A 17,325-nucleotide genomic window follows, 5' to 3' on the forward strand; every position below is an offset into this window, starting at 1 on the left:
CGACCGAGTCGACAGCCAGGTACCCCCGCGTTTGTAGGGGTCCCACATAGACGGGAAGTACGGAAAGACGATCACTCCCCGGCTGACCGGGAGAGCGACCGCCTGACCATAACGCCTTCCGGGTGCCGGGGTGGGCTCAGTCCGCGCAGTGGAAGCGCGCGTTCCCCCAGTCGGCGTGATCGTTGCCGTTGCCGTCGCCGCCGTCGTCGACCACGAGGTCGACGTACGAGGCGCCGGTGAGGTCCGCGGTGAGCGGCCATGCGTTGTCGGTTGCCTTCAGAACCGGGGACTTCGCCTTCTCGGTTCCGTCGGCCAGGACGGTGAACCGGACGCTGCCGCGGCTGGTCTGGACGTCGTCGACGCCGACCTCGGCGGTGAGCGAGGTGCACCGCCCGCCCAGGTAGTAGCGGACCCGGGCGGGGGCGTGGCTGCCCAGGCCCTTGGCGTACGCCACTCCCCCGATGCGCAGCGGGGAGCCGTCGCCGGTGCCGGTCTCGCCGTTGGAGAGGTCGCGCTCGACGGGTCCCCAGCCGTTGGTGGCCGAGGTCCACTCCAGGTCGCTCGCCCAGCTGTCGGCGGTGGGCGGCGGGGGCAGGGTCCGGACGGTGGTGGTCCGGGTCAGTTTCCGGCTGCCTCCGCCGACGGCGTACGTGAGCGCGGCACCGAGCTCGTACGGCTGGTGGGCGGCGTCCGCCGGCGGTGTCACCCGCCAGGTGGCGGTGGCCTTCGCGCCGGGCGCGACGGTGCCGAGGGCGACCGGCGCGGCCGGCTCGGCGGTCCAGCCGGCGGGGAGGGTGAGTTCGGCGAGGGTGCCGGTGGCGTCGGCGGCCTCGTCGTTGTCGAAGGTGGCCGTGACCTCGTGGGGGCGGCCGGGCTCCAGGGTCTCGGGCGCGGCGAGGGCGAGCGTGCCGCAGGCGGCGGGCTCGGCGGCCGGGCCGAGGTCGGTGACGGTGAAGGCGTCGAGGACGAAGTCGGCGCCGTCGGGGGCGTCGGCCCGCTTGCGGAGCCCGGTCCAGGTGTCGCCGCAGCCTGCCGTGACGGTCTCGGCGAAGTGCCCGGTGGTCCGCTGCTGCCCGATCGGCGTGCGGCGGGTCTCGACGGCCGTCCCGGTGCCGTGCGTGCGGTCGTAGCCGGTGATCCACTCGTACGCGCCCGCGTGGCTCGACTGGTAGTCGTACTCCACGCGGTAGTGGCGGCCGTCCTTCATCGGGACGGTCCAGGGCGCGGTGCGGTAGACCAGGCCGCTGTTCTCGTCGTGCGACTTGAGGGACTCGGCGCCGCCGAGGACGTCGTCGACGGGCTTCCCGTTCCAGCCGGCCTGGGTGTAGGGGGCGTGGAGCTGGGCGATGTGGGTGCGCGGGTCGGTGGTGCCGCCGGCGTCGCCCTTGAGGAAGGGGCCCCAGCCCTGGTCGACGGCCTCGAAGTCCTCGTGGACCAGGGACCCGGCCCGGGTGGCGGGGTCGTTGGCCACGATCCGCACGTCGTCGATCCGGACCGTCGCCGCGCTGCCGCCGGCGGCCTGGACGAGGAGCGGGGTGGAGCCGTCGGCCGGTGCGGTGAAGGTGACCTTGGCGCGCTGGAAGCGGGTGCCGTTCCAGTCGGAGGCGGCGACCCGGTCCTCGACGGAGGACCGTTCGACCGTGACGGTCCGTCCGCCGACGGAGAGGGTGGTGGGCCGGGTGGCGCCGGGTTCGACCTCGACGAGGGCGGAGGCGGTGTAGCGCGCGCCGGGGGTGAGGCCGGTGATCCGCTGGCGGACGGAGGCGGTGGCGGTGCCGGTGAGGGCGGCGCTGTTGCGGCCCTGGGCGTCGGTGTGCCGGGTGACGGTGCCGGCCTTGCTCCAGGCGCCGAGCCGCGCGTCGTTGAAGCCCGGGTCCTTCACCGGGGTTCCCTGGCCCCATCGCGGGGCGGTCTGGGCGGGGGCGGCGGCCGGGTAGAGGACGTAGGGCTGTCCGGCGACGGCGTCGAGGGTGATCCGCCCGTTCACGGGCCGCACGGTGGCGGTCCGCACGCGGCCGTTGTCGGTGAGCGCGTAGACGGTGTACGAGCGGACCCCGGCGGGGACGGCCCAGCTGGTCGTGCCGCCGCTCTTCGCGTAGTGGTAGAGCTTCGCGCCGCCGTCCCAGGGGAGCAGGTAGCTGTCGCCGTCGAGGACCTTGCGGCCGTTCTCGTAGAAGGTGCGGCGGCCGTTCTCGACGGTGCCGCGGACGCCGCCGGTGAAGGTGATGCCGTCGCCGTCCCAGCGGGTGATCCGCTGCCGCTGGAGGTACTTGGCGGGGAGGTTGCGCTGCCAGATGTTGGCGGAGAAGGCGTTCCAGTCGGTCTCGCCGGTCCAGCCCTCGAAGTCGACGAGGGCGGTCTGGCCGAGCACCGGGTGGTCGTTCCAGACGTCCTTCTCGCCGTTGCGGATGAAGCGCACGATCTGGGAGTTGAGGCCCTTGTTGGTGGCGCCGCCGTAGTCGAGGTCGTTGGCCCAGTGGGACCAGAGGGAGGCCCGTTCGAACTTCTCGGACCACTCGGTGGCCACGTTCCAGCCCTGGGCCTGGACGGCCTGCACCGTCTTGTCGGCGATCCAGCCGTGGGTGTAGTAGACGTCGATGTAGAGGGTGGAGAGGTTGCGGTCGGTCTCGTCGCGCAGCTGCTGGAAGCGGCGGGCGAGGTCACCGCTGTTGACGTCGCGGCGCTGGTCGACGTAGTAGCTCTGGTTGAGCCAGTTCCAGCCGGGCTTCGTCCTGTCGACGAGGGTCTCGCTGAAGTTCTTCGCCTCGGGGTACGCCTCGGTGGCGTTGACGTGGACGCCGAAGTCGGCGCCCCACTTCCGGCCCTCCCTGAGGAGGGTGTTGAGGTCGCCGAGGCCGCCGGCCCGCTTGTTGTAGTTGCCGCCGTAGTCGGGGTGGGCGGAGTCGTGGCCCTCGGAGCCGTATCCCTTGAGCAGGGCGAACTGGCCGAGTCCGTCGGTGGAGAGCGAGATCCGCTTGACGTCGTCGAGGGTGCGCAGGAAGGGGTGGGTGGCCTGGGAGGCGAAGTTGAACGGGATGTGGGCGACGACCCGGTCCGGGGTCGCGTCGCTGCCGGGGGCCTTGATCCCGATCGTACGGAAGGCGATGGCGCCGTCCTGCCAGTCGGTGGTGCCGTCGGCGTTGGCGTCGGGGGTGACGACGACCTTGGCCCAGGGCAGGGCGTCTCCGCTCTCGGGCCGCGGGGCGCCGGCTCCCCGGTAGGTCCACTGGCCGGACCAGACGCCGACGCGGGTCTCCGTGCCGCTCTTGCGGGCCTGGTGCCAGAAGCGGGCGCCGTCGCGGGCGGAGGCGCCGGCGGGCTTGTCGTAGCTGGAGTTGGACTCGACGGCGGCGGCCAGCCGTCCGGTGCTGACGAGGGCGTAGCTGGCGCCGACGGGGTTCGCCTCGGCCGCGGTGGCGTCGGTGACCTCGGCGAAGACGTCGGCGGTGCGGGTGGAGTCCGGGTCGAGGCGGGTGAAGGCGGTGGCGGCGCCGCCGTCCGCCGAGCCCACGGAGACGAGGTCGTGGCCGGGTATGTCGAGGGTGCCGACCCGGAAGGCCTCGGTGTCGCGGACCGCGGTCACCCGGAAGGTGGTGGTCCGGCCGGTCACGCCCAGGAGCGCGTCGATCTCGACGCCGGGCAGGTCGGGGAAGGTGAGCGTGTACGCGGCGGACGTGGGTGTCAGGGCGGGCGCGCCCTTGGCCCGGACGGCGTGGCCGGTGCCGTTGAGGACCACCTGGGTGACCGGGGCCGTACTGCCGAGGAGGCGGGCGCCGGTCGCGCGGTCGGTGTACGAGAGGACGCGGGGGAAGTCCTCGGCGACGGCGACGGAGAGCAGGTCGGAGCCGATGACGGGGGACGTGGCGGTGGCGGTGGCGGCCGGGGTGTCGGTGACCGCGGCGACCTCGGCGAGGGCGGGCCCCGGCAGGGCGAGCACGGTGGCCGACGCCGCCGCGAGCGCGCAGGCGGCGCGGACTCTGGGCGAGAGGGGGAAGGACATGCGGACCAGTCAGCCGCGCCCCGGAGGCACCGTCAACGAGATCGCGCCGCGCGGGCCCCTCCAGTCCAAGAACCCCCTTCGGTTAGTCCAAGTGACCGCCGAAGGGGGCTTCTTGGGGGCTGCCGGGGTCAGCAGCCGCCGCAGTTGTAGAAGGTCACGTCCCAGTGGTTGCCCTCGTCGGCGTAGATGTTGCCGGCGCCGGACCTCCACTGCGGGGCTCCGTCGCCGCGGAGCCCGATGTAGGTGAAGGTGTTCTTGATGTAGTTGCCGACGCAGGTGTACTTGGCGAAGTCGAGTTTGTAGCCGTTCCAGTGGGAGTACGTGCCGCTCGCGTGCCCGGTCTCGGTGCCGCCGGTGATGTTGAGGGCGCAGCCGCTGGCGCTCTTGAGGGTCTGGGCGCCCTGGGCGGTGGCGAGGTTGAGCTGCTCGAAGGACGTGCAGGTGGGGTTGTTCCGGTCCGAGCAGCCGCCGGACGAGGACCAGGTGATGCCGGAGGACCGGAACATCGAGGTCGCGGTGGCGTGGCTGATCTTGGTGACGGCGTGGGCGTCGGTGGCGCCGGAGAGGGCGCCGAATCCCGGTGCGAAGAGGGCGCCCAGGACGAGGGCGAGTGCGGTGAGGACGGAGCGGAGCTTCACGGGGGGTTCCTCCTGCTGGTGACCGTGACGGGTGGGGACGGCTGTGCAGGTGGTGCTCGTCGCGCAGGGAGATGGTGCCGTAGTTCTACGCGCGTCCGCCAGAGGGCGTCGGCGACGGCGTGGGGCCTTCCCGGTGAACGTTCTCCATAGATGTTGAAAGTTGAACGGAATAGGGTTACAGTCGTTCTCGTTGAAGCTTCAACAAACACCGACAAGGAGCATGTCATGGGCCTCTTCAACCGCAAGAACAACGAGTCCGCCGTCGCCGTCGCCACCCTCCCGGTCGACCCCGCCCTCGCCGCCCTGACCGGCGAGTACAGCATCGACCCGGCGCACAGCAGCATCGGATTCACCGTCCGTCACGCGATGGTCACCAACGTCCGCGGCACCTTCGCGGAGCACGAGGGCGCGCTGAAGCTCGACGGCGCGAACCCGGGCGCCTCCACCGCCTCCATCGACGTCAGGATCGCCTCCGTCGACACCGGCATCGGCGACCGCGACGGCCACCTGCGCAGCGGCGACTTCTTCGACGCCGAGCAGTTCCCGCTCATGACCTTCCGCTCCACCGAGGCCGCACAGCTGGGCGGCGACAAGTACCGGATCACCGGCGACCTCACCATCAAGGACGTCACCAAGCCGCTCTCCATCGACCTGGAGTTCAACGGCACCGCCACGGACGTCTACGGCAACGAGCGCGTCGGCTTCGAGGGCTCCGCCGAGATCCTGCGCTCCGAGTGGGGCCTCACCTGGAACGCGGCCCTGGAGACCGGTGGCGTGATGGTCAGCGACAAGGTGAAGCTGAACTTCGACATCTCCGCGATCAAGAACGCCGCCTGACCCCGGACTCCCCTCCGGCCCCGTCCGGGGCTCCGGACACACGAGCGCGCCCGCCCTCCGCAGCAGCGGAAGGCGGGCGCTCGGCGTTCCCCGGGCCGCGGCCCCCGACCCCGGCCGTCAGACGTCGGGCATCGGACGTCAGGCATCAGGGGTCAGGCGTCAGGCCGACTTCGCGGCCGCCTCGACGACCGCCGGGACCAGGCGGTCGTTCTCGGCCGCGCCCGGGCCCGCCATGAAGCCGAAGCGGCGGCGGGCGTAGCTGTAGGCCAGGCCGGTCGCCGGGTCGGCGAAGGCCTGCGAGCCGGGGGCGCCGCTGTGGCCGACGGCGGCGGGGGTGAGCGAGGGGTAGCGGGTGGCCAGGGGGACGAAACCGAGGCCGAAGGCGTTGTCCCCGCCGGTCACCAGGTCGGTGCCGCGGGAGTGGACGCGGGCGAACTCGGCCAGGACGCCGGGGGCGAGGAGCGGCGGCCGGCCGTCGAGCGCGCCGGCGATCGTCGCGTACATCCGGGAGAGGCCGCGCGCGGTGCCGACGCCACCGCCGGAGAGCGGTGCCTTCGCCCGGACGCCGGGGTCGTTGCCGTACGCCACGTTGTCGAGCGGCGGGTCGGCGTTCAGGTCGAAGGCGATGCCCATGAGGCTGTCGGGGGCGATCGGGTTCGCCGCCAGGAACGCCCGCTCGTCGGGCGTGGGCAGCAGCGGCAGGGCCGCGCGGAAGCGGGGTTCGAGCTCCCTGGGGAGGCACAGGTAGTAGTCCAGCCCGTACGGGGCGCGGACCCGCTCCTCGTAGAGCTCCCGGGTCGTCCGGCCGGTGGCCCGCAGGATCACCTCGCCGACGAGGGCACCGATGACCAGGGCGTGGTAGCCGTGGCCGGTGCCCGGCTCCCAGAAAGGGCGCTGCGCCGCGAGGCGCTCGGCGGTCCGGCGGTCGTCGGCGAGCTCCTCCAGCGAGAAGCCGCCGTCCACGCCGATCACGCCCGAGCGGTGGGCGAGCAGCTGCCGGAGGGTGAGCCCGCCCTTGCCCTCGGCGGCGAACTCGGGCCACCAGGAGGCGACCGTGCGGTCCAGGTCGAGGACGCCGTCCTGGACGAGGAGGGCGGCGACCAGGGCCATGGCCCCCTTGGAGGAGGAGTAGAGCGGGAGCAGCGAGTCCCCGTCGACGCCTTCGCCGCCCCAGAGGTCGACGACGAGCCGGCCGTGGTGGTGCACGGCGAGCTGGGCGCCGCCGTCCCGTGCCTCGTCGGCGGCGATCGCCGCGAAGACCTCCCGTACGGACTCGAATCCGGGCTCCACCGTGCCGTGGACGTTGGCCATGTCCCTGCTCCCCCTGCCTGTCGCCGTCGAGTTCGAACAACAGAACGACCTTAGACGCGATGGCCCTCCCGTGCGGCCGAGTTCACCCCGGTCCCGGCAGTGGTGCGGCGAAAGCGCTGGTCAACGGCGTTGTCAGTGGTGGCGTCTAGCGTCGGCGGCATGGAAATCCGTATCGACAGCGGTGTGTTGACCGATGCCGTGGCCTGGGCCGCGCGCGTCCTGCCTGCCCGTTCCCCGATGCCCGTGCTCGGCGGACTGCTCCTGGAGGCGGCGGACGGCCGGCTGTGGGTCTCGGGACTCGACCACGAGGCCTCGGCGCGCGTCGAGGTCGAGGCCGACACGGCCGTCGAGGGCCGCGCGCTGGTCCTCGGGCGGCGGCTGGTCGACATCTGCCGGGTGCTCCCCCGCGGACAGGCCGAGCTCGCCGTCGAGAACGCCCGCCTGTCGGTGACCTCCGGGGACGCCCGATTCGGCCTCTCCCTGCTGCCGCTCGACGACTACCCCGCCGCGCCCGCGCTGCCCGAGGTGCGCGGCCTGGTCGACGGCGACGCCTTCGCCTCGGCCGTCGCCCAGGTCGCCGTCGCCGCGGGCCGGGACGACTCCCTGCCGGTCCTCACCGGCATACGGCTCGCCCTGGACGGCACGACCATGACCCTGGCCGCCACCGACCGCTACCGCTACGCCGTCCGCACCCTGGAGTGGGAGCCGCGGGAGGGTGCCCCCGCGGAGGGCGCCGACGTGGTCGTCCCCGCCCGCCGTCTCACCGAGATCGCCCGCTCCCTCGCCGGCACGGGGCCTGCCCGCCTCGCCCTCGACTCCGGCTCGCTCGGCTTCGAGAACGCCGGGACCCGCACCACCACCCGGCTGCTCGACGGCCGGCTCCCCCGGCACGACAAGCTCTTCACCCTCGGCGAGCACGCCCTCGCGGTCACCGAGCGGGCCCCGCTCACCGAGGCCGTCAAGCGGGTCGCGGTCGTCGCGGAGGGCGACAGCCCGGTCCAGCTGGCCTTCTCCCCCGAGGGCCTCCACCTCCAGGCGGGTTACGGCGACGACGTCGCCTCCCAGCTCCTCCCCGCCACGCTCACCGGTTCGGAATCGCTCACGGTCGCCTTCAACCCCGGCTACCTGCTGGACGCGCTGACTTCCCTGGACGCGCCCGCCCTCCACTTCCACCTGCTCGGCCCGGGCCAGCGCGCCCTGCTCACGGACGGCCCCGAACCCACCCACCGCCACCTCCTGATGTCGGTCAAGCCGCTGGTGTGAGCCCCGGCGGTCCCCGGGGCGGCCAGAACGGCAGCGCTGAGGGGGGCTAGAACCCGCCGCCGCCGTCGAAGCCGCCGCCCCCGCCGAAGTCGCCGCCGCCGCCGAAGTCGCTCGAACCGAAGTCTCCGGAGCCGAAGTCGCCGCCGGAGAAGTCGCCGCCCTGGAACTCGCCGCCGCCGTACTCGGAGGCGTAGGCCGGGGTGGCGAGCGCGGAGCCGAGCATGGTGCCGACGAGGAGGCCGGGGAGCATGCCGCCGCCGAAGTAGCCGCCGGCCCAGGGGCCGTAGGCGGGCCCGGCCTCCCAGTAGGGACGGCGGCCCCCGTCGGTGTCGACCGTACGGACCTGGGGGTCGAGGCCGTCGTCGAGGCGGGAGGCGTCGGCGGCGCAGACGGGGACCTGGCGGGGGGCGCCGCCGGACGGGGTCCAGGTGCGGTCGTCGACGGCGGTGCCGTGGCGCGGGTCGAAGAAGCACGGCGGGCGGCGTTCGGGCAGCGGCCGGGTCTCGCGGCGGGCGGCGAGGAGGGCGAGGGAGTAGCGGCCGTCCTGCAGGGCCTGGGTGACGCCCCGGACGTCGTGGGGGTGGGCGGCGGAGGCCATGAGGGACTTGGCCGAGTCGTACGAGTCGAGGGCGCGTTCGTAGTCGCCGCGCATGGCGTCGTCGGCGCCGGGCTCGGCGGGGTGGAAGTCGAGGCGTTCCAGTTCCTCGCCGAAGGCGGTGATGTCCTCGTCGACGACGACCCGGAGCCGGTCGAGGGCCGCCCGCTCCTCGGCCTCCTTGCGGAGCCGGTTGCGGCGGACGACGGCGTACGCGCCCGCGCCGCCGGCCACGACGACCGCGCCGAGGGTGACGAGCCCGGCGACCGGGACGCCGGAGTCCGCGCCGGCGGAGCTCCAGGAGGCGGGGGCGGAGCCGCGCATGGCGGGCAGGGCCTGGTCGACGAAGGCGTTCAGCTCGGTGGCCGCGTCGGCACCCGGTTGCCGTACGGAGGTGACGAGGTTGTCCACGGCGGCCGGGGACATCACGGCGGGGTCGACACCCGCGTCGAAGCGGTCGCCGAGGCGTACCGCGTACAGCCCGGCGATGCCGGTCTGGGCCCGCAGGTTGTCGATGAGGCCCTGGGGCGGGAACTGCGCGTTCGCCGGCAGGACGGCCACGAAGAGCGGCTTGTCGGCGGCCTCGATCTTCGCGGCGAGGGACTTCGCGTCGGCCGTGGAGAGCTGCCCGGCGGCTCCCGGGTCGACGTACACCGGGCCCTGTCTCAGCGCGGCGGCCGCGTCGGGCACTCCGGTGGCCCTGGCGCCCGCGAGCGGGGCCAGGGCCAGGAGCAGCAGCAGTACCAGCCCGCCGAGGGCGGACCACGTGGACAGCACCCTGGTCCTCATGGTTCGAAATTACCCGAACTGGGACGAACGGAACATGTCTGGACTATTCTGCGGGGTCGATCCCGGCCCGCAGGAGTCCGTACGTGAAGGCGTCCTCCAGGGCCTGCCAGGAGGCGGCGATCACGTTCTCGCCGACGCCGACCGTGGACCACTCGGCGTTGCCGTCGCTGGTGGTGATCAGGACCCGGGTCGTGGACTCGGTGCCGTGGCGGCCCTCCAGGATGCGGACCTTGTAGTCGATCAGCTCGAACTTGGCCAGCGGCGGGTACATGCGCTCCAGCGCCACCCGCATCGCCCGGTCGAGGGCGTTGACGGGGCCGTTGCCCTCGGCGGTGGCGACGATCCGCTCGCCCTTGGCCCACAGCTTCACCGTGGCCTCGTTGGCGTGGGTGCCGTCGGGGCGGTCCTCGACGATCGCGCGCCAGGACTCCGTGCGGAAGTAGCGGCGGGCCCGGCCCTCGGCCTCCTCCCGGAGGAGCAGCTCGAAGGAGGCGTCGGCGGCCTCGTACGTGTAGCCCCGGAGCTCGCGCTCCTTGACCCGCTCGACGACCCGGCCGACGAGCTCGCGGTCGCCGCCCAGGTCGACGCCGAGCTCCTTGCCCTTGAGCTCGATGGAGGCGCGGCCGGCCATGTCGGAGACGAGCATCCGCATGGTGTTGCCGACCAGCTCGGGGTCGATGTGCTGGTAGAGGTCGGGGTCGACCTTGATCGCCGAGGCGTGGAGTCCGGCCTTGTGGGCGAAGGCGGAGACGCCGACGTACGGCTGGTGGGTGGAGGGCGTCAGGTTGACGACCTCGGCGATGGCGTGCGAGATGCGGGTCATCTCGGCGAGCGCGCCGTCGGGGAGGACCTTCTTGCCGTACTTGAGTTCCAGGGCCGCGACCACGGGGAAGAGGTTGGCGTTGCCGACCCGCTCGCCGTAGCCGTTGGCGGTGCACTGGACGTGCGTGGCGCCCGCGTCGACGGCGGCGAGGGTGTTGGCGACGGCGCAGCCGGTGTCGTCCTGGGCGTGGATGCCGAGGCGGGCGCCGGTGTCGGCGATGACGGTGGCGACGACGGCCTGGATCTGGGCGGGGAGCATGCCGCCGTTGGTGTCGCAGAGGATGACGACGTCGGCGCCGGCCTCGTGCGCGGCGCGGACGACGGCCTTGGCGTAGTCGGGGTTGGCCTTGTAGCCGTCGAAGAAGTGCTCGCAGTCGACGAAGACGCGGCGGCCCTGGGAGGTCAGGAAGGCGACGGTGTCGCGGACCATCTCCAGGTTCTCGTCGAGGGTGGTGCGCAGGGCCAGCTCGACGTGCCGGTCGTGGGACTTGGCGACCAGGGTGACGACCGGAGCGCCGGAGTCGAGCAGCGCCTTGACCTGCGGATCCTCGGAGGCGTTGCCGCCGGCCCTGCGGGTGGCGCCGAAGGCGACGAGCTGCGCGTTCTTGAACGCGATCTCCTGCTGGGCGCGGGCGAAGAACTCCGTGTCGCGCGGGTTGGCGCCGGGCCAGCCGCCCTCGATGAAGCCCACGCCGAAGTCGTCGAGGTGCCGTGCGATGGTCAGCTTGTCCGCGACGGTGAGGTTGATGCCTTCACGCTGCGCCCCGTCGCGCAGCGTCGTGTCGAAGACATGGAAGCTGTCGTCGAGGGGCGCGCTCTCGGCGTTCTCCGTGGTCATGACTGTGATGGCTCCTGTCGGATGTGGCTCCGGAAGGTCTGGATCCACTTGCCCCCATTCTCACGCGTCGTCCGTTTCCGGCGTGGGTGGGGCCGGAAAACGAAAAAACCCCTCGCGGGTGCGAGAGGTCTGCGCGCGGGTCTGAGGCACGGTGTCCACTGCCGCGGGGGTCGTACCGCGATTCAGTGGCCACTGCGGACCGGCGCGCTGCTGCCGATAATCATCGTGGTAGCAAGCACGCCGGAAGTCTGACACAGCCGGCGGTTCGGCGGGACAGGGTCTCACGATACGGGCAGGCCGTCGCGCCGCTGCCCGGGGACGTCGGAGTCGCCCGCCCCGACCCGGGCCAGGTCGGTGTCCCGGGTCTCGCGCATCGCGAGGTAGACGACCAGGGAGACGGCGGCGCAGCCGGCCACGTACCAGGAGAAGCCGGACTCGATGCCGGCGTCCTTGAACCACAGGGCCACGTACTCGGCGGTGCCGCCGAAGAGGGCGTTGGCGATCGCGTACGGCAGGGCGACGCCGAGGGCGCGGACGCCGGTGGGGAACAGCTCGGCCTTCACGCACGCGTTGATGGAGGTGTAGCCGGTGACGACGAGGAGGGCGAGCAGGGACAGGCCGAGGGCCGGCCAGAAGGAGTCCGCGTGCTTCAGCAGGGCCAGGATCGGCACGGTGAGGACGGTGGAGCCGACGGCGAAGGTGATGAGCAGCGGGCGGCGGCCGATCCGGTCGGAGAGCGCGCCGGCCAGCGGCTGGAGGCAGGCGAAGGCGATCAGGGCGCAGAAGGAGACCAGGGTCGCGGTCTGCTTCGGCAGTCCTGCGGAGTTCGAGAGGTACTTGGTGAGGTAGGTGGTGTACGTGTAGTACGCCACGGTCCCGCCCATGGTGAGCGCGACGACGAGGAAGGCCTCCCGCCGGTGTGCCCAGAGGGCCTTGAGGGTGCCCTGCTCGCCGCGGGCGACGCCGTCGCCCGCGGTCTCCTCGTACACCTCGGTCTCCAGCATGGTGCGGCGCAGGTAGAAGACGACGGCCGCGCCGAGGGCGCCGATGACGAACGGGACGCGCCAGCCCCAGGCGTGCAGGGCCTCGGCGGACATCGTGTGCTGGAGGACGAGGAGCAGGCCGAGGCCGAGGACCTGGCCCGCGGTCATCGACACGTACTGGAAGCTGGAGGCGAAGCCGCGGCGGCCCGGCGCGGAGGCCTCGGTGAGGTAGGTGGCGCTGGCGGCGTACTCGCCGCCGACGGAGAGGCCCTGGAGGAGGCGGGCCACCAGGAGGACGGCGGCGCCGCCGTAGCCGGCCACGGAGTAGGTCGGCGCGACGGCGATGAGGAGCGCGGAGGCGGACATCAGGGTGACGGTGAGCGTCAGTGCCGCCTTGCGGCCCTTGCGGTCGCCGACCCGGCCGAGCAGCCAGCCGCCGACCGGGCGCATGAAGAAGCCGACGGCGAAGATGCCTGCGGTGTTCATGAGTTTGGCGGTGTCGTCGCCGTCGGGGAAGAAGGCCCCCGCGAAGTAGGTCGCGAAGCTCGCGTACACGAACCAGTCGAACCACTCGACCATGTTGCCGGCCGAGCCGACCCAGATCTTCTTCCCGTGCTCTCGTCCCATGGACCGGAACCGTGCCGGAGACGACCGGGCGTCAACAAGGGTGCAACACGCAACGATCTGGGGTACTTGCGTTCCTAAAGATCACGCAATCAGGGTTTCGGCGATGAACTCCCTTACGTGGGCGAGGACTTGCTCCCTCCCCGTGCCCGGGATGCCCACGGCGACGTGCACGCTGAAGCCGTCGAGCAGTGCCCTCGTCCGGGTGGCGAACCGGTCCGGGTCGACCGCCCGGAACTCCCCCCGCGACACCCCTTCGGCCAGGATCGCGACCAGGTCCCGGTGCCAGGCCCCCTCGATGGCTGCCTGGCGGGCCCGGGCGTCGGCGTCGGCGCCCTGCGACCGGTTCCAGACCTCCAGCCACAGCGTCCAGTGCGGGTCGCGCGGCCCGACGGGCACGTACACCTCCACGTACCCGTCGAGCCGTTCGCGGGCCGTCCCGGGCCGGGACAGCAGCGCGCTCCGCCGGGCACCGAGCCGCCCCTCGCTCCACTCCAGGGTCCGCAGCAGCAGCTCGTCCTTGGTGCGGAAGTAGTAGAGCAGGTGGCCGCTGCTCATCCCCACCTGCCGCCCGAGCCCGGCCATGGTCAGCCCGTCGAGCCCCCGCTCGGCGATGGTGTCCATCGCCGCCGCGAGCACGTCCTCCTGCGGCGGGGCTGCCTGGTTGCGCCGGCGGGAAGGGGCGGGAGTGGGGTCGCTGCTCTGACTCACCCGTACGTTCTACCTCATGGTCCGCCCGGGTCAGACCTTCGGCTGCTGCTGGGTGATGCAGTGGATGCCGCCGCCGCCGGCGAAGATCGCGCGGGCGTCGACGAGGGTGACCGTGCGGTCGGGGAAGAGGCGACGGAAGATCTCGGCGGCGACCTCGTCGTGGGGGTCGTCGAAGGAGCAGAGGACGACGCCGTCGTTGCAGAGGTAGTGGTTGATGTAGGAGTAGTCGACCCAGTCGCCCTCCTCGTCCTTGAGGACGGTGGGGGCCGGGACCTCGATGACCTCCAGGAGGCGGCCGCGGGCGTCGGTCCGGCCGCGCAGGAGGTCGACGTACAGCCGGGAGCGCTCGTAGTCGGGGTGGTTCGGGTCCTGCTGGCTGTGGACCAGGACGGTGCCGGGGCGGGCGAAGGCGGCGACGATGTCGACGTGGCCCTGGGTGCCGTAGAGGCCGTAGTCCCCGGCGAGGCCGTGCGGGAGCCAGATCGCCTTCGTCGTGCCGAGCTTGGCATGGATCTCCGCCTCGACCTGCTCGCGGGTCCACTCGGGGTTGCGGCCGGGGCCGAGCTGGACGGTGTCGGTGAGGAGGACGGTGCCCTCGCCGTCGACGTGGATCGCGCCGCCCTCGTTCACCAGCGGCGACGGCAGTACGCGGACGCCCGCCGCGTCCGCGACATGGCGGGCGATCTTGGAGTCGTGCTCCCAGCGGGCCCAGTCCTGGGCTCCCCAGCCGTTGAACACCCAGTCCACGGCGGCGAGTTCGGTGCCGTCGGTGACGAAGGTGGGGCCGATGTCGCGCATCCAGGCGTCGTCCAGCTCGCGCTCGACCAGGTCGACCTCGGGGCCGAGCAGCGCGGCGGCCGACTCGGTGTCGCCGGGGGCGACGACCACCGTGACCGGCTCGAAGGCGCGGACGGCCCGCGCCACCGACGCCCAGGCGGCGCGCGCCTCGGCGAGCTCCTCCTCGGTGGTGAAGGTGGGGTTGGCGCCGGGCCAGGCCATCCAGGTGCGCTCGTGCGGCATCCACTCGGCGGGCATGCGGAAGGTCATGAGGTGTCCTAAGGAGTGATTCCTGTTTGAGCAATACTCTAAACGCTCAGGCGCTCGCCCCCAAGCATTGACCTGACCGTCGACTTCAGGTCACATTGAGCGGCACTCTAAAACAACCCCGCCCGTCCCCGCAGGGAGTCCCCATGCCGATAGAACAGCGCGGAGTCGACACCGTCCCCGAGGCCGAACGCACCAGCGGCCCCCGCGACCTCGTCTCGATCCTGCTCGGATCCAACCTCTGCCTGGGGGTGATCGTCTTCGGCTGGCTCCCGGTCTCCTTCGGCCTCGGCTTCTGGGCCTCGGTGACCTCCGTCGTCACCGGCACGATCGTCGGGGTCGCCGTCACCGCCCCGCTCGCGCTCGTGTCCCTCCGCACCGCGACCAACCTCTCCACCTCGTCCGGCGCCTTCTTCGGCGTCCGCGGCCGGCTCGTCGGCTCGGTGGTCGGGCTGCTGCTCTCGCTCGGCTACACCGCCCTGACGCTGTGGATCGGCGGCGACGTGATGGTCGGGACCCTCGCCCGGCTGACCGGCCTGCCGACCGGCGGGGCGGCGCACGCCACCGTCTACGCGCTGCTCGCCGCCTGCACGGTGGTCGCCGCGGTGTACGGCTACCGGCTGCTGCTCAGGCTCAGCAAGGCGCTCGCGGTGGGCATGACGGTGCTGCTCGCCGTCGGAATCGCCGCCTACGCCGGGGACTTCACGACGGCGGCGGTGGCGGACACCCCGTACATGCTCGGCTCGTTCTGGCCGACCTGGCTGCTCGCCGCCGTCGCGGCGGGCCTCAGCGGACCGGTCGCCTTCATCACGCTGCTCGGCGACTACACCCGGTACGTCTCCCCCGAGCGGCACAGCCCGGCGAAGGTCTGGCGGGCCACCTGTCTCGGCCTGCTCGTCGGCCTGCTCGTCCCCCAGCTCTTCGGCACGTTCACCGCGCTCGCGTCCCGCGGCGGGCTCGACTACGCGGGCCCTCTCGTCGCCGCCTCGCCCGCCTGGTACCTCGTACCGCTGCTGATCGCGGCCACGGCCGGCTCCGTCGGCAACGCCGGCCTGATGCTGTACTCGATGGGGCTCGACCTGGACGCGATCCTGCCGAGGGCCACCCGCGCGCACGCCACGCTCGTGGTCGCCGCGGTCGCGACCGCCTTCGTCTTCCTCGGCCACTTCGCCTCGGACGCGCAGACCGCGATGACCTCCTTCGTCCTGCTCCTCACCGCGATCGGCACCCCGTGGGCGGTGATCACCCTGATCGGGCACGCCCGGTGCGGCGGGACGTACGACCCGGAGGCGCTCCAGGTCTTCAACAACCGCTCGCGCGGCGGGATCTACTGGTTCTCGGCGGGCTGGCACCCGCGCGCCACCGCCTCCTGGGCGATCGGCGCGGCCGTCGGCCTCGCCGGGGTGTCGACGCCCCTCTACCAGGGGCCGCTGCTCGCCCTGACCGGCGGGATCGACTGCAGCTTCGTGCTCTCGGGCGCCGTCGGCGGCGCCCTGTACGCCGCGCTGACGCCGAACAGGGCCCCCGGGACCTCGACTGTCCCGGAAGCCCTGACGGCCGCCGAGTAGCGACTAGCCCAGCTGGTGCATCCAGCCGTGGACGTCCTCGGCCTTGCCGGTCTGGACGGCGAGCAGCGCCTCGCGCAGCTTCATCGTGACCTCGCCGGGCTCGCCGCCCGACTGCTGCCACTCGCCCCGCTCGGACTTGACCGTGCCGACCGGGGTGATGACGGCGGCGGTGCCGCACGCGAAGACCTCGGTCAGGGTGCCGTTCGCGCTGTCGGCCTGCCACTGGTCGATGGAGACGCGGCCCTCCTCCGGCTCCAGGCCGAGGTCCGCGGCCAGCTTGAGCAGCGAGTCACGGGTGATGCCGGCGAGCAGCGAGCCGGTGAGGGTGGGCGTGACCAGCTTGTTCCCGTACACGAAGTACAGGTTCATGCCGCCGAGTTCCTCGACCCACTTGTGCTCCACGGCGTCCAGGTACGCGACCTGGTCGCAGCCCTTCGCGGCCGCCTCGGCCTGCGCGAGCAGGGAGGCCGCGTAGTTGCCGCCGGTCTTGGCGTCGCCGACACCGCCGGGGACGGCCCGGACGCGGTTCTCGGAGAGCCAGATGGAGACGGGCTTGACGCCACCGGGGAAGTACGGGCCGGCCGGGGAGGCGATGACGACGAAGAGGTACTCGTTGGCCGGGCGGACGCCCAGGCCGACCTCGGTCGCGATCATGAACGGACGCAGGTACAGCGAGGCCTCGCCGCCGTGCTCCGGAACCCATGCCTTGTCCTGCCGGACGAGCAGATCGCAGGCCTCGACGAAGGTCTCGACGGGCAGCTCCGGCATGGCCAGGCGGCGGGCGGACGCCTGGAAGCGGCGCGCGTTGGCGTCGGGGCGGAAGCTGGCGACGGAGCCGTCGGGGCGGCGGTAGGCCTTCAGACCCTCGAAGATCTCCTGCGCGTAGTGCAGGACGTTGGTGGCCGGGTCCAGGTGGAGCGGGCCGTACGGCACGAGCTGGCCGTCGTGCCAGCCGCGGCCCTCGGTCCAGCGGATGGTGACCATGTGGTCGGTGAAGTGGCGGCCGAATCCCGGGTTGGCCAGGATCGCCTCGCGCTCCGCGTCGGACAGCGGGCTGGAGGAGGGCTTGAGCTCGATGGTGGGCGTCGTCATGAGTGCGTGTCCTTCACCGGTTGTGTGGGTCGGACCGCGCTCACACCTCAGTCTGCGGCTGACGCCCCCGGTACGAGGACGTCCGAGCATGCCCGCATGCCGCGGCCCCACGTTCGATTATCGCTCGTGGGGGCCGGTGCACGAAACGGGTGAACACGGTCCAGGGATCGATGGTGGCACCCTGCGGCCGCACAGGTACAGCCGCCGGGC

Annotated in this window: 12 protein-coding genes; 3 read left to right on the forward strand and 9 right to left on the reverse strand. The window is 72.5% G+C overall.

Annotated elements, in window-relative coordinates; genetic code table 11:
* Positions 1-136: 136 nt before the first annotated feature.
* Positions 137-4,000 carry an endo-alpha-N-acetylgalactosaminidase family protein gene (locus ACIQFX_RS28830; protein WP_402469139.1) on the reverse strand — a complete coding sequence of 1,288 codons (3,864 nt, stop codon included), beginning with the start codon at positions 3,998-4,000 and terminating at the stop codon, positions 137-139.
* 128 nt (positions 4,001-4,128) lie between these two features.
* A complete protein-coding gene (locus ACIQFX_RS28835) occupies positions 4,129-4,638 on the reverse strand; it encodes a hypothetical protein (RefSeq protein ID WP_402469141.1) in 510 nt (169 codons plus the stop codon).
* Between the two features lie 225 nt (positions 4,639-4,863).
* Here ACIQFX_RS28835 and ACIQFX_RS28840 point away from each other — a divergent pair, with 225 nt between their 5' ends.
* Complete coding sequence (locus ACIQFX_RS28840) at positions 4,864-5,475, forward strand: YceI family protein (protein ID WP_402469143.1); 612 nt, start codon at positions 4,864-4,866, stop codon at positions 5,473-5,475.
* A gap of 159 nt (positions 5,476-5,634) precedes the next feature.
* Here the strand turns inward: ACIQFX_RS28840 and ACIQFX_RS28845 are convergent, their stop codons facing one another.
* Entirely contained in the window at positions 5,635-6,786 is a 1,152-nt protein-coding gene (locus tag ACIQFX_RS28845; protein ID WP_402469146.1) for a serine hydrolase domain-containing protein, read from the reverse strand.
* Between the two features lie 159 nt (positions 6,787-6,945).
* Here ACIQFX_RS28845 and dnaN point away from each other — a divergent pair, with 159 nt between their 5' ends.
* A complete protein-coding gene (gene dnaN, locus ACIQFX_RS28850; protein ID WP_402469149.1) occupies positions 6,946-8,049 on the forward strand; it encodes a DNA polymerase III subunit beta in 1,104 nt (367 codons plus the stop codon).
* A 46-nt stretch (positions 8,050-8,095) separates the two neighbouring features.
* Here the strand turns inward: dnaN and ACIQFX_RS28855 are convergent, their stop codons facing one another.
* The 5 genes from ACIQFX_RS28855 to ACIQFX_RS28875 form a co-directional block, all read right to left on the reverse strand.
* Positions 8,096-9,433 (reverse strand): hypothetical protein, encoded by a 1,338-nt coding sequence (locus ACIQFX_RS28855; protein ID WP_402469151.1) that lies wholly within the window; start codon positions 9,431-9,433, stop codon positions 8,096-8,098.
* Positions 9,434-9,476: 43 nt separating this feature from the next.
* Positions 9,477-11,093 (reverse strand): citramalate synthase, encoded by a 1,617-nt coding sequence (gene cimA / locus ACIQFX_RS28860; protein WP_402469153.1) that lies wholly within the window; start codon positions 11,091-11,093, stop codon positions 9,477-9,479.
* 281 nt (positions 11,094-11,374) lie between these two features.
* Positions 11,375-12,703 carry an MFS transporter gene (locus tag ACIQFX_RS28865; RefSeq protein WP_402469156.1) on the reverse strand — a complete coding sequence of 443 codons (1,329 nt, stop codon included), beginning with the start codon at positions 12,701-12,703 and terminating at the stop codon, positions 11,375-11,377.
* 81 nt (positions 12,704-12,784) lie between these two features.
* On the reverse strand, positions 12,785-13,324 hold the full coding sequence (locus ACIQFX_RS28870) for a TetR/AcrR family transcriptional regulator (RefSeq protein WP_402469352.1): 540 nt from the start codon (positions 13,322-13,324) through the stop codon (positions 12,785-12,787).
* A gap of 117 nt (positions 13,325-13,441) precedes the next feature.
* Positions 13,442-14,458 carry an agmatine/peptidylarginine deiminase gene (locus ACIQFX_RS28875; protein ID WP_402469158.1) on the reverse strand — a complete coding sequence of 339 codons (1,017 nt, stop codon included), beginning with the start codon at positions 14,456-14,458 and terminating at the stop codon, positions 13,442-13,444.
* A 143-nt stretch (positions 14,459-14,601) separates the two neighbouring features.
* Here ACIQFX_RS28875 and ACIQFX_RS28880 point away from each other — a divergent pair, with 143 nt between their 5' ends.
* On the forward strand, positions 14,602-16,023 hold the full coding sequence (locus ACIQFX_RS28880; protein ID WP_402469161.1) for a cytosine permease: 1,422 nt from the start codon (positions 14,602-14,604) through the stop codon (positions 16,021-16,023).
* Positions 16,024-16,026: 3 nt separating this feature from the next.
* Here ACIQFX_RS28880 and ACIQFX_RS28885 read toward each other — a convergent pair whose 3' ends face one another.
* Positions 16,027-17,115 (reverse strand): branched-chain amino acid aminotransferase, encoded by a 1,089-nt coding sequence (locus tag ACIQFX_RS28885; RefSeq protein WP_402469164.1) that lies wholly within the window; start codon positions 17,113-17,115, stop codon positions 16,027-16,029.
* Positions 17,116-17,325: the final 210 nt, after the last annotated feature.

Origin of the sequence: Streptomyces sp. NPDC093089, assembly GCF_044754405.1 — a bacterium.
GTDB lineage: Bacteria > Actinomycetota > Actinomycetes > Streptomycetales > Streptomycetaceae > Streptomyces.

Excerpts from the sequence above, each read along its gene's own strand:
- ACIQFX_RS28875 (WP_402469158.1), bottom strand. The coding sequence starts at position 14,458 with ATGACCTTCCGCATGCCCGCCGAGTGGATGCCGCACGAGCGCACCTGG.
- ACIQFX_RS28830 (WP_402469139.1), bottom strand. The coding sequence starts at position 4,000 with ATGTCCTTCCCCCTCTCGCCCAGAGTCCGCGCCGCCTGCGCGCTCGCG.
- cimA (WP_402469153.1), bottom strand. The coding sequence starts at position 11,093 with ATGACCACGGAGAACGCCGAGAGCGCGCCCCTCGACGACAGCTTCCAT.
- ACIQFX_RS28855 (WP_402469151.1), bottom strand. The coding sequence starts at position 9,433 with ATGAGGACCAGGGTGCTGTCCACGTGGTCCGCCCTCGGCGGGCTGGTA.
- ACIQFX_RS28845 (WP_402469146.1), bottom strand. The coding sequence starts at position 6,786 with ATGGCCAACGTCCACGGCACGGTGGAGCCCGGATTCGAGTCCGTACGG.
- ACIQFX_RS28865 (WP_402469156.1), bottom strand. The coding sequence starts at position 12,703 with ATGGGACGAGAGCACGGGAAGAAGATCTGGGTCGGCTCGGCCGGCAAC.
- ACIQFX_RS28870 (WP_402469352.1), bottom strand. The coding sequence starts at position 13,324 with ATGGACACCATCGCCGAGCGGGGGCTCGACGGGCTGACCATGGCCGGG.
- ACIQFX_RS28885 (WP_402469164.1), bottom strand. The coding sequence starts at position 17,115 with ATGACGACGCCCACCATCGAGCTCAAGCCCTCCTCCAGCCCGCTGTCC.
- dnaN (WP_402469149.1), top strand. The coding sequence starts at position 6,946 with ATGGAAATCCGTATCGACAGCGGTGTGTTGACCGATGCCGTGGCCTGG.
- ACIQFX_RS28880 (WP_402469161.1), top strand. The coding sequence starts at position 14,602 with ATGCCGATAGAACAGCGCGGAGTCGACACCGTCCCCGAGGCCGAACGC.
- ACIQFX_RS28840 (WP_402469143.1), top strand. The coding sequence starts at position 4,864 with ATGGGCCTCTTCAACCGCAAGAACAACGAGTCCGCCGTCGCCGTCGCC.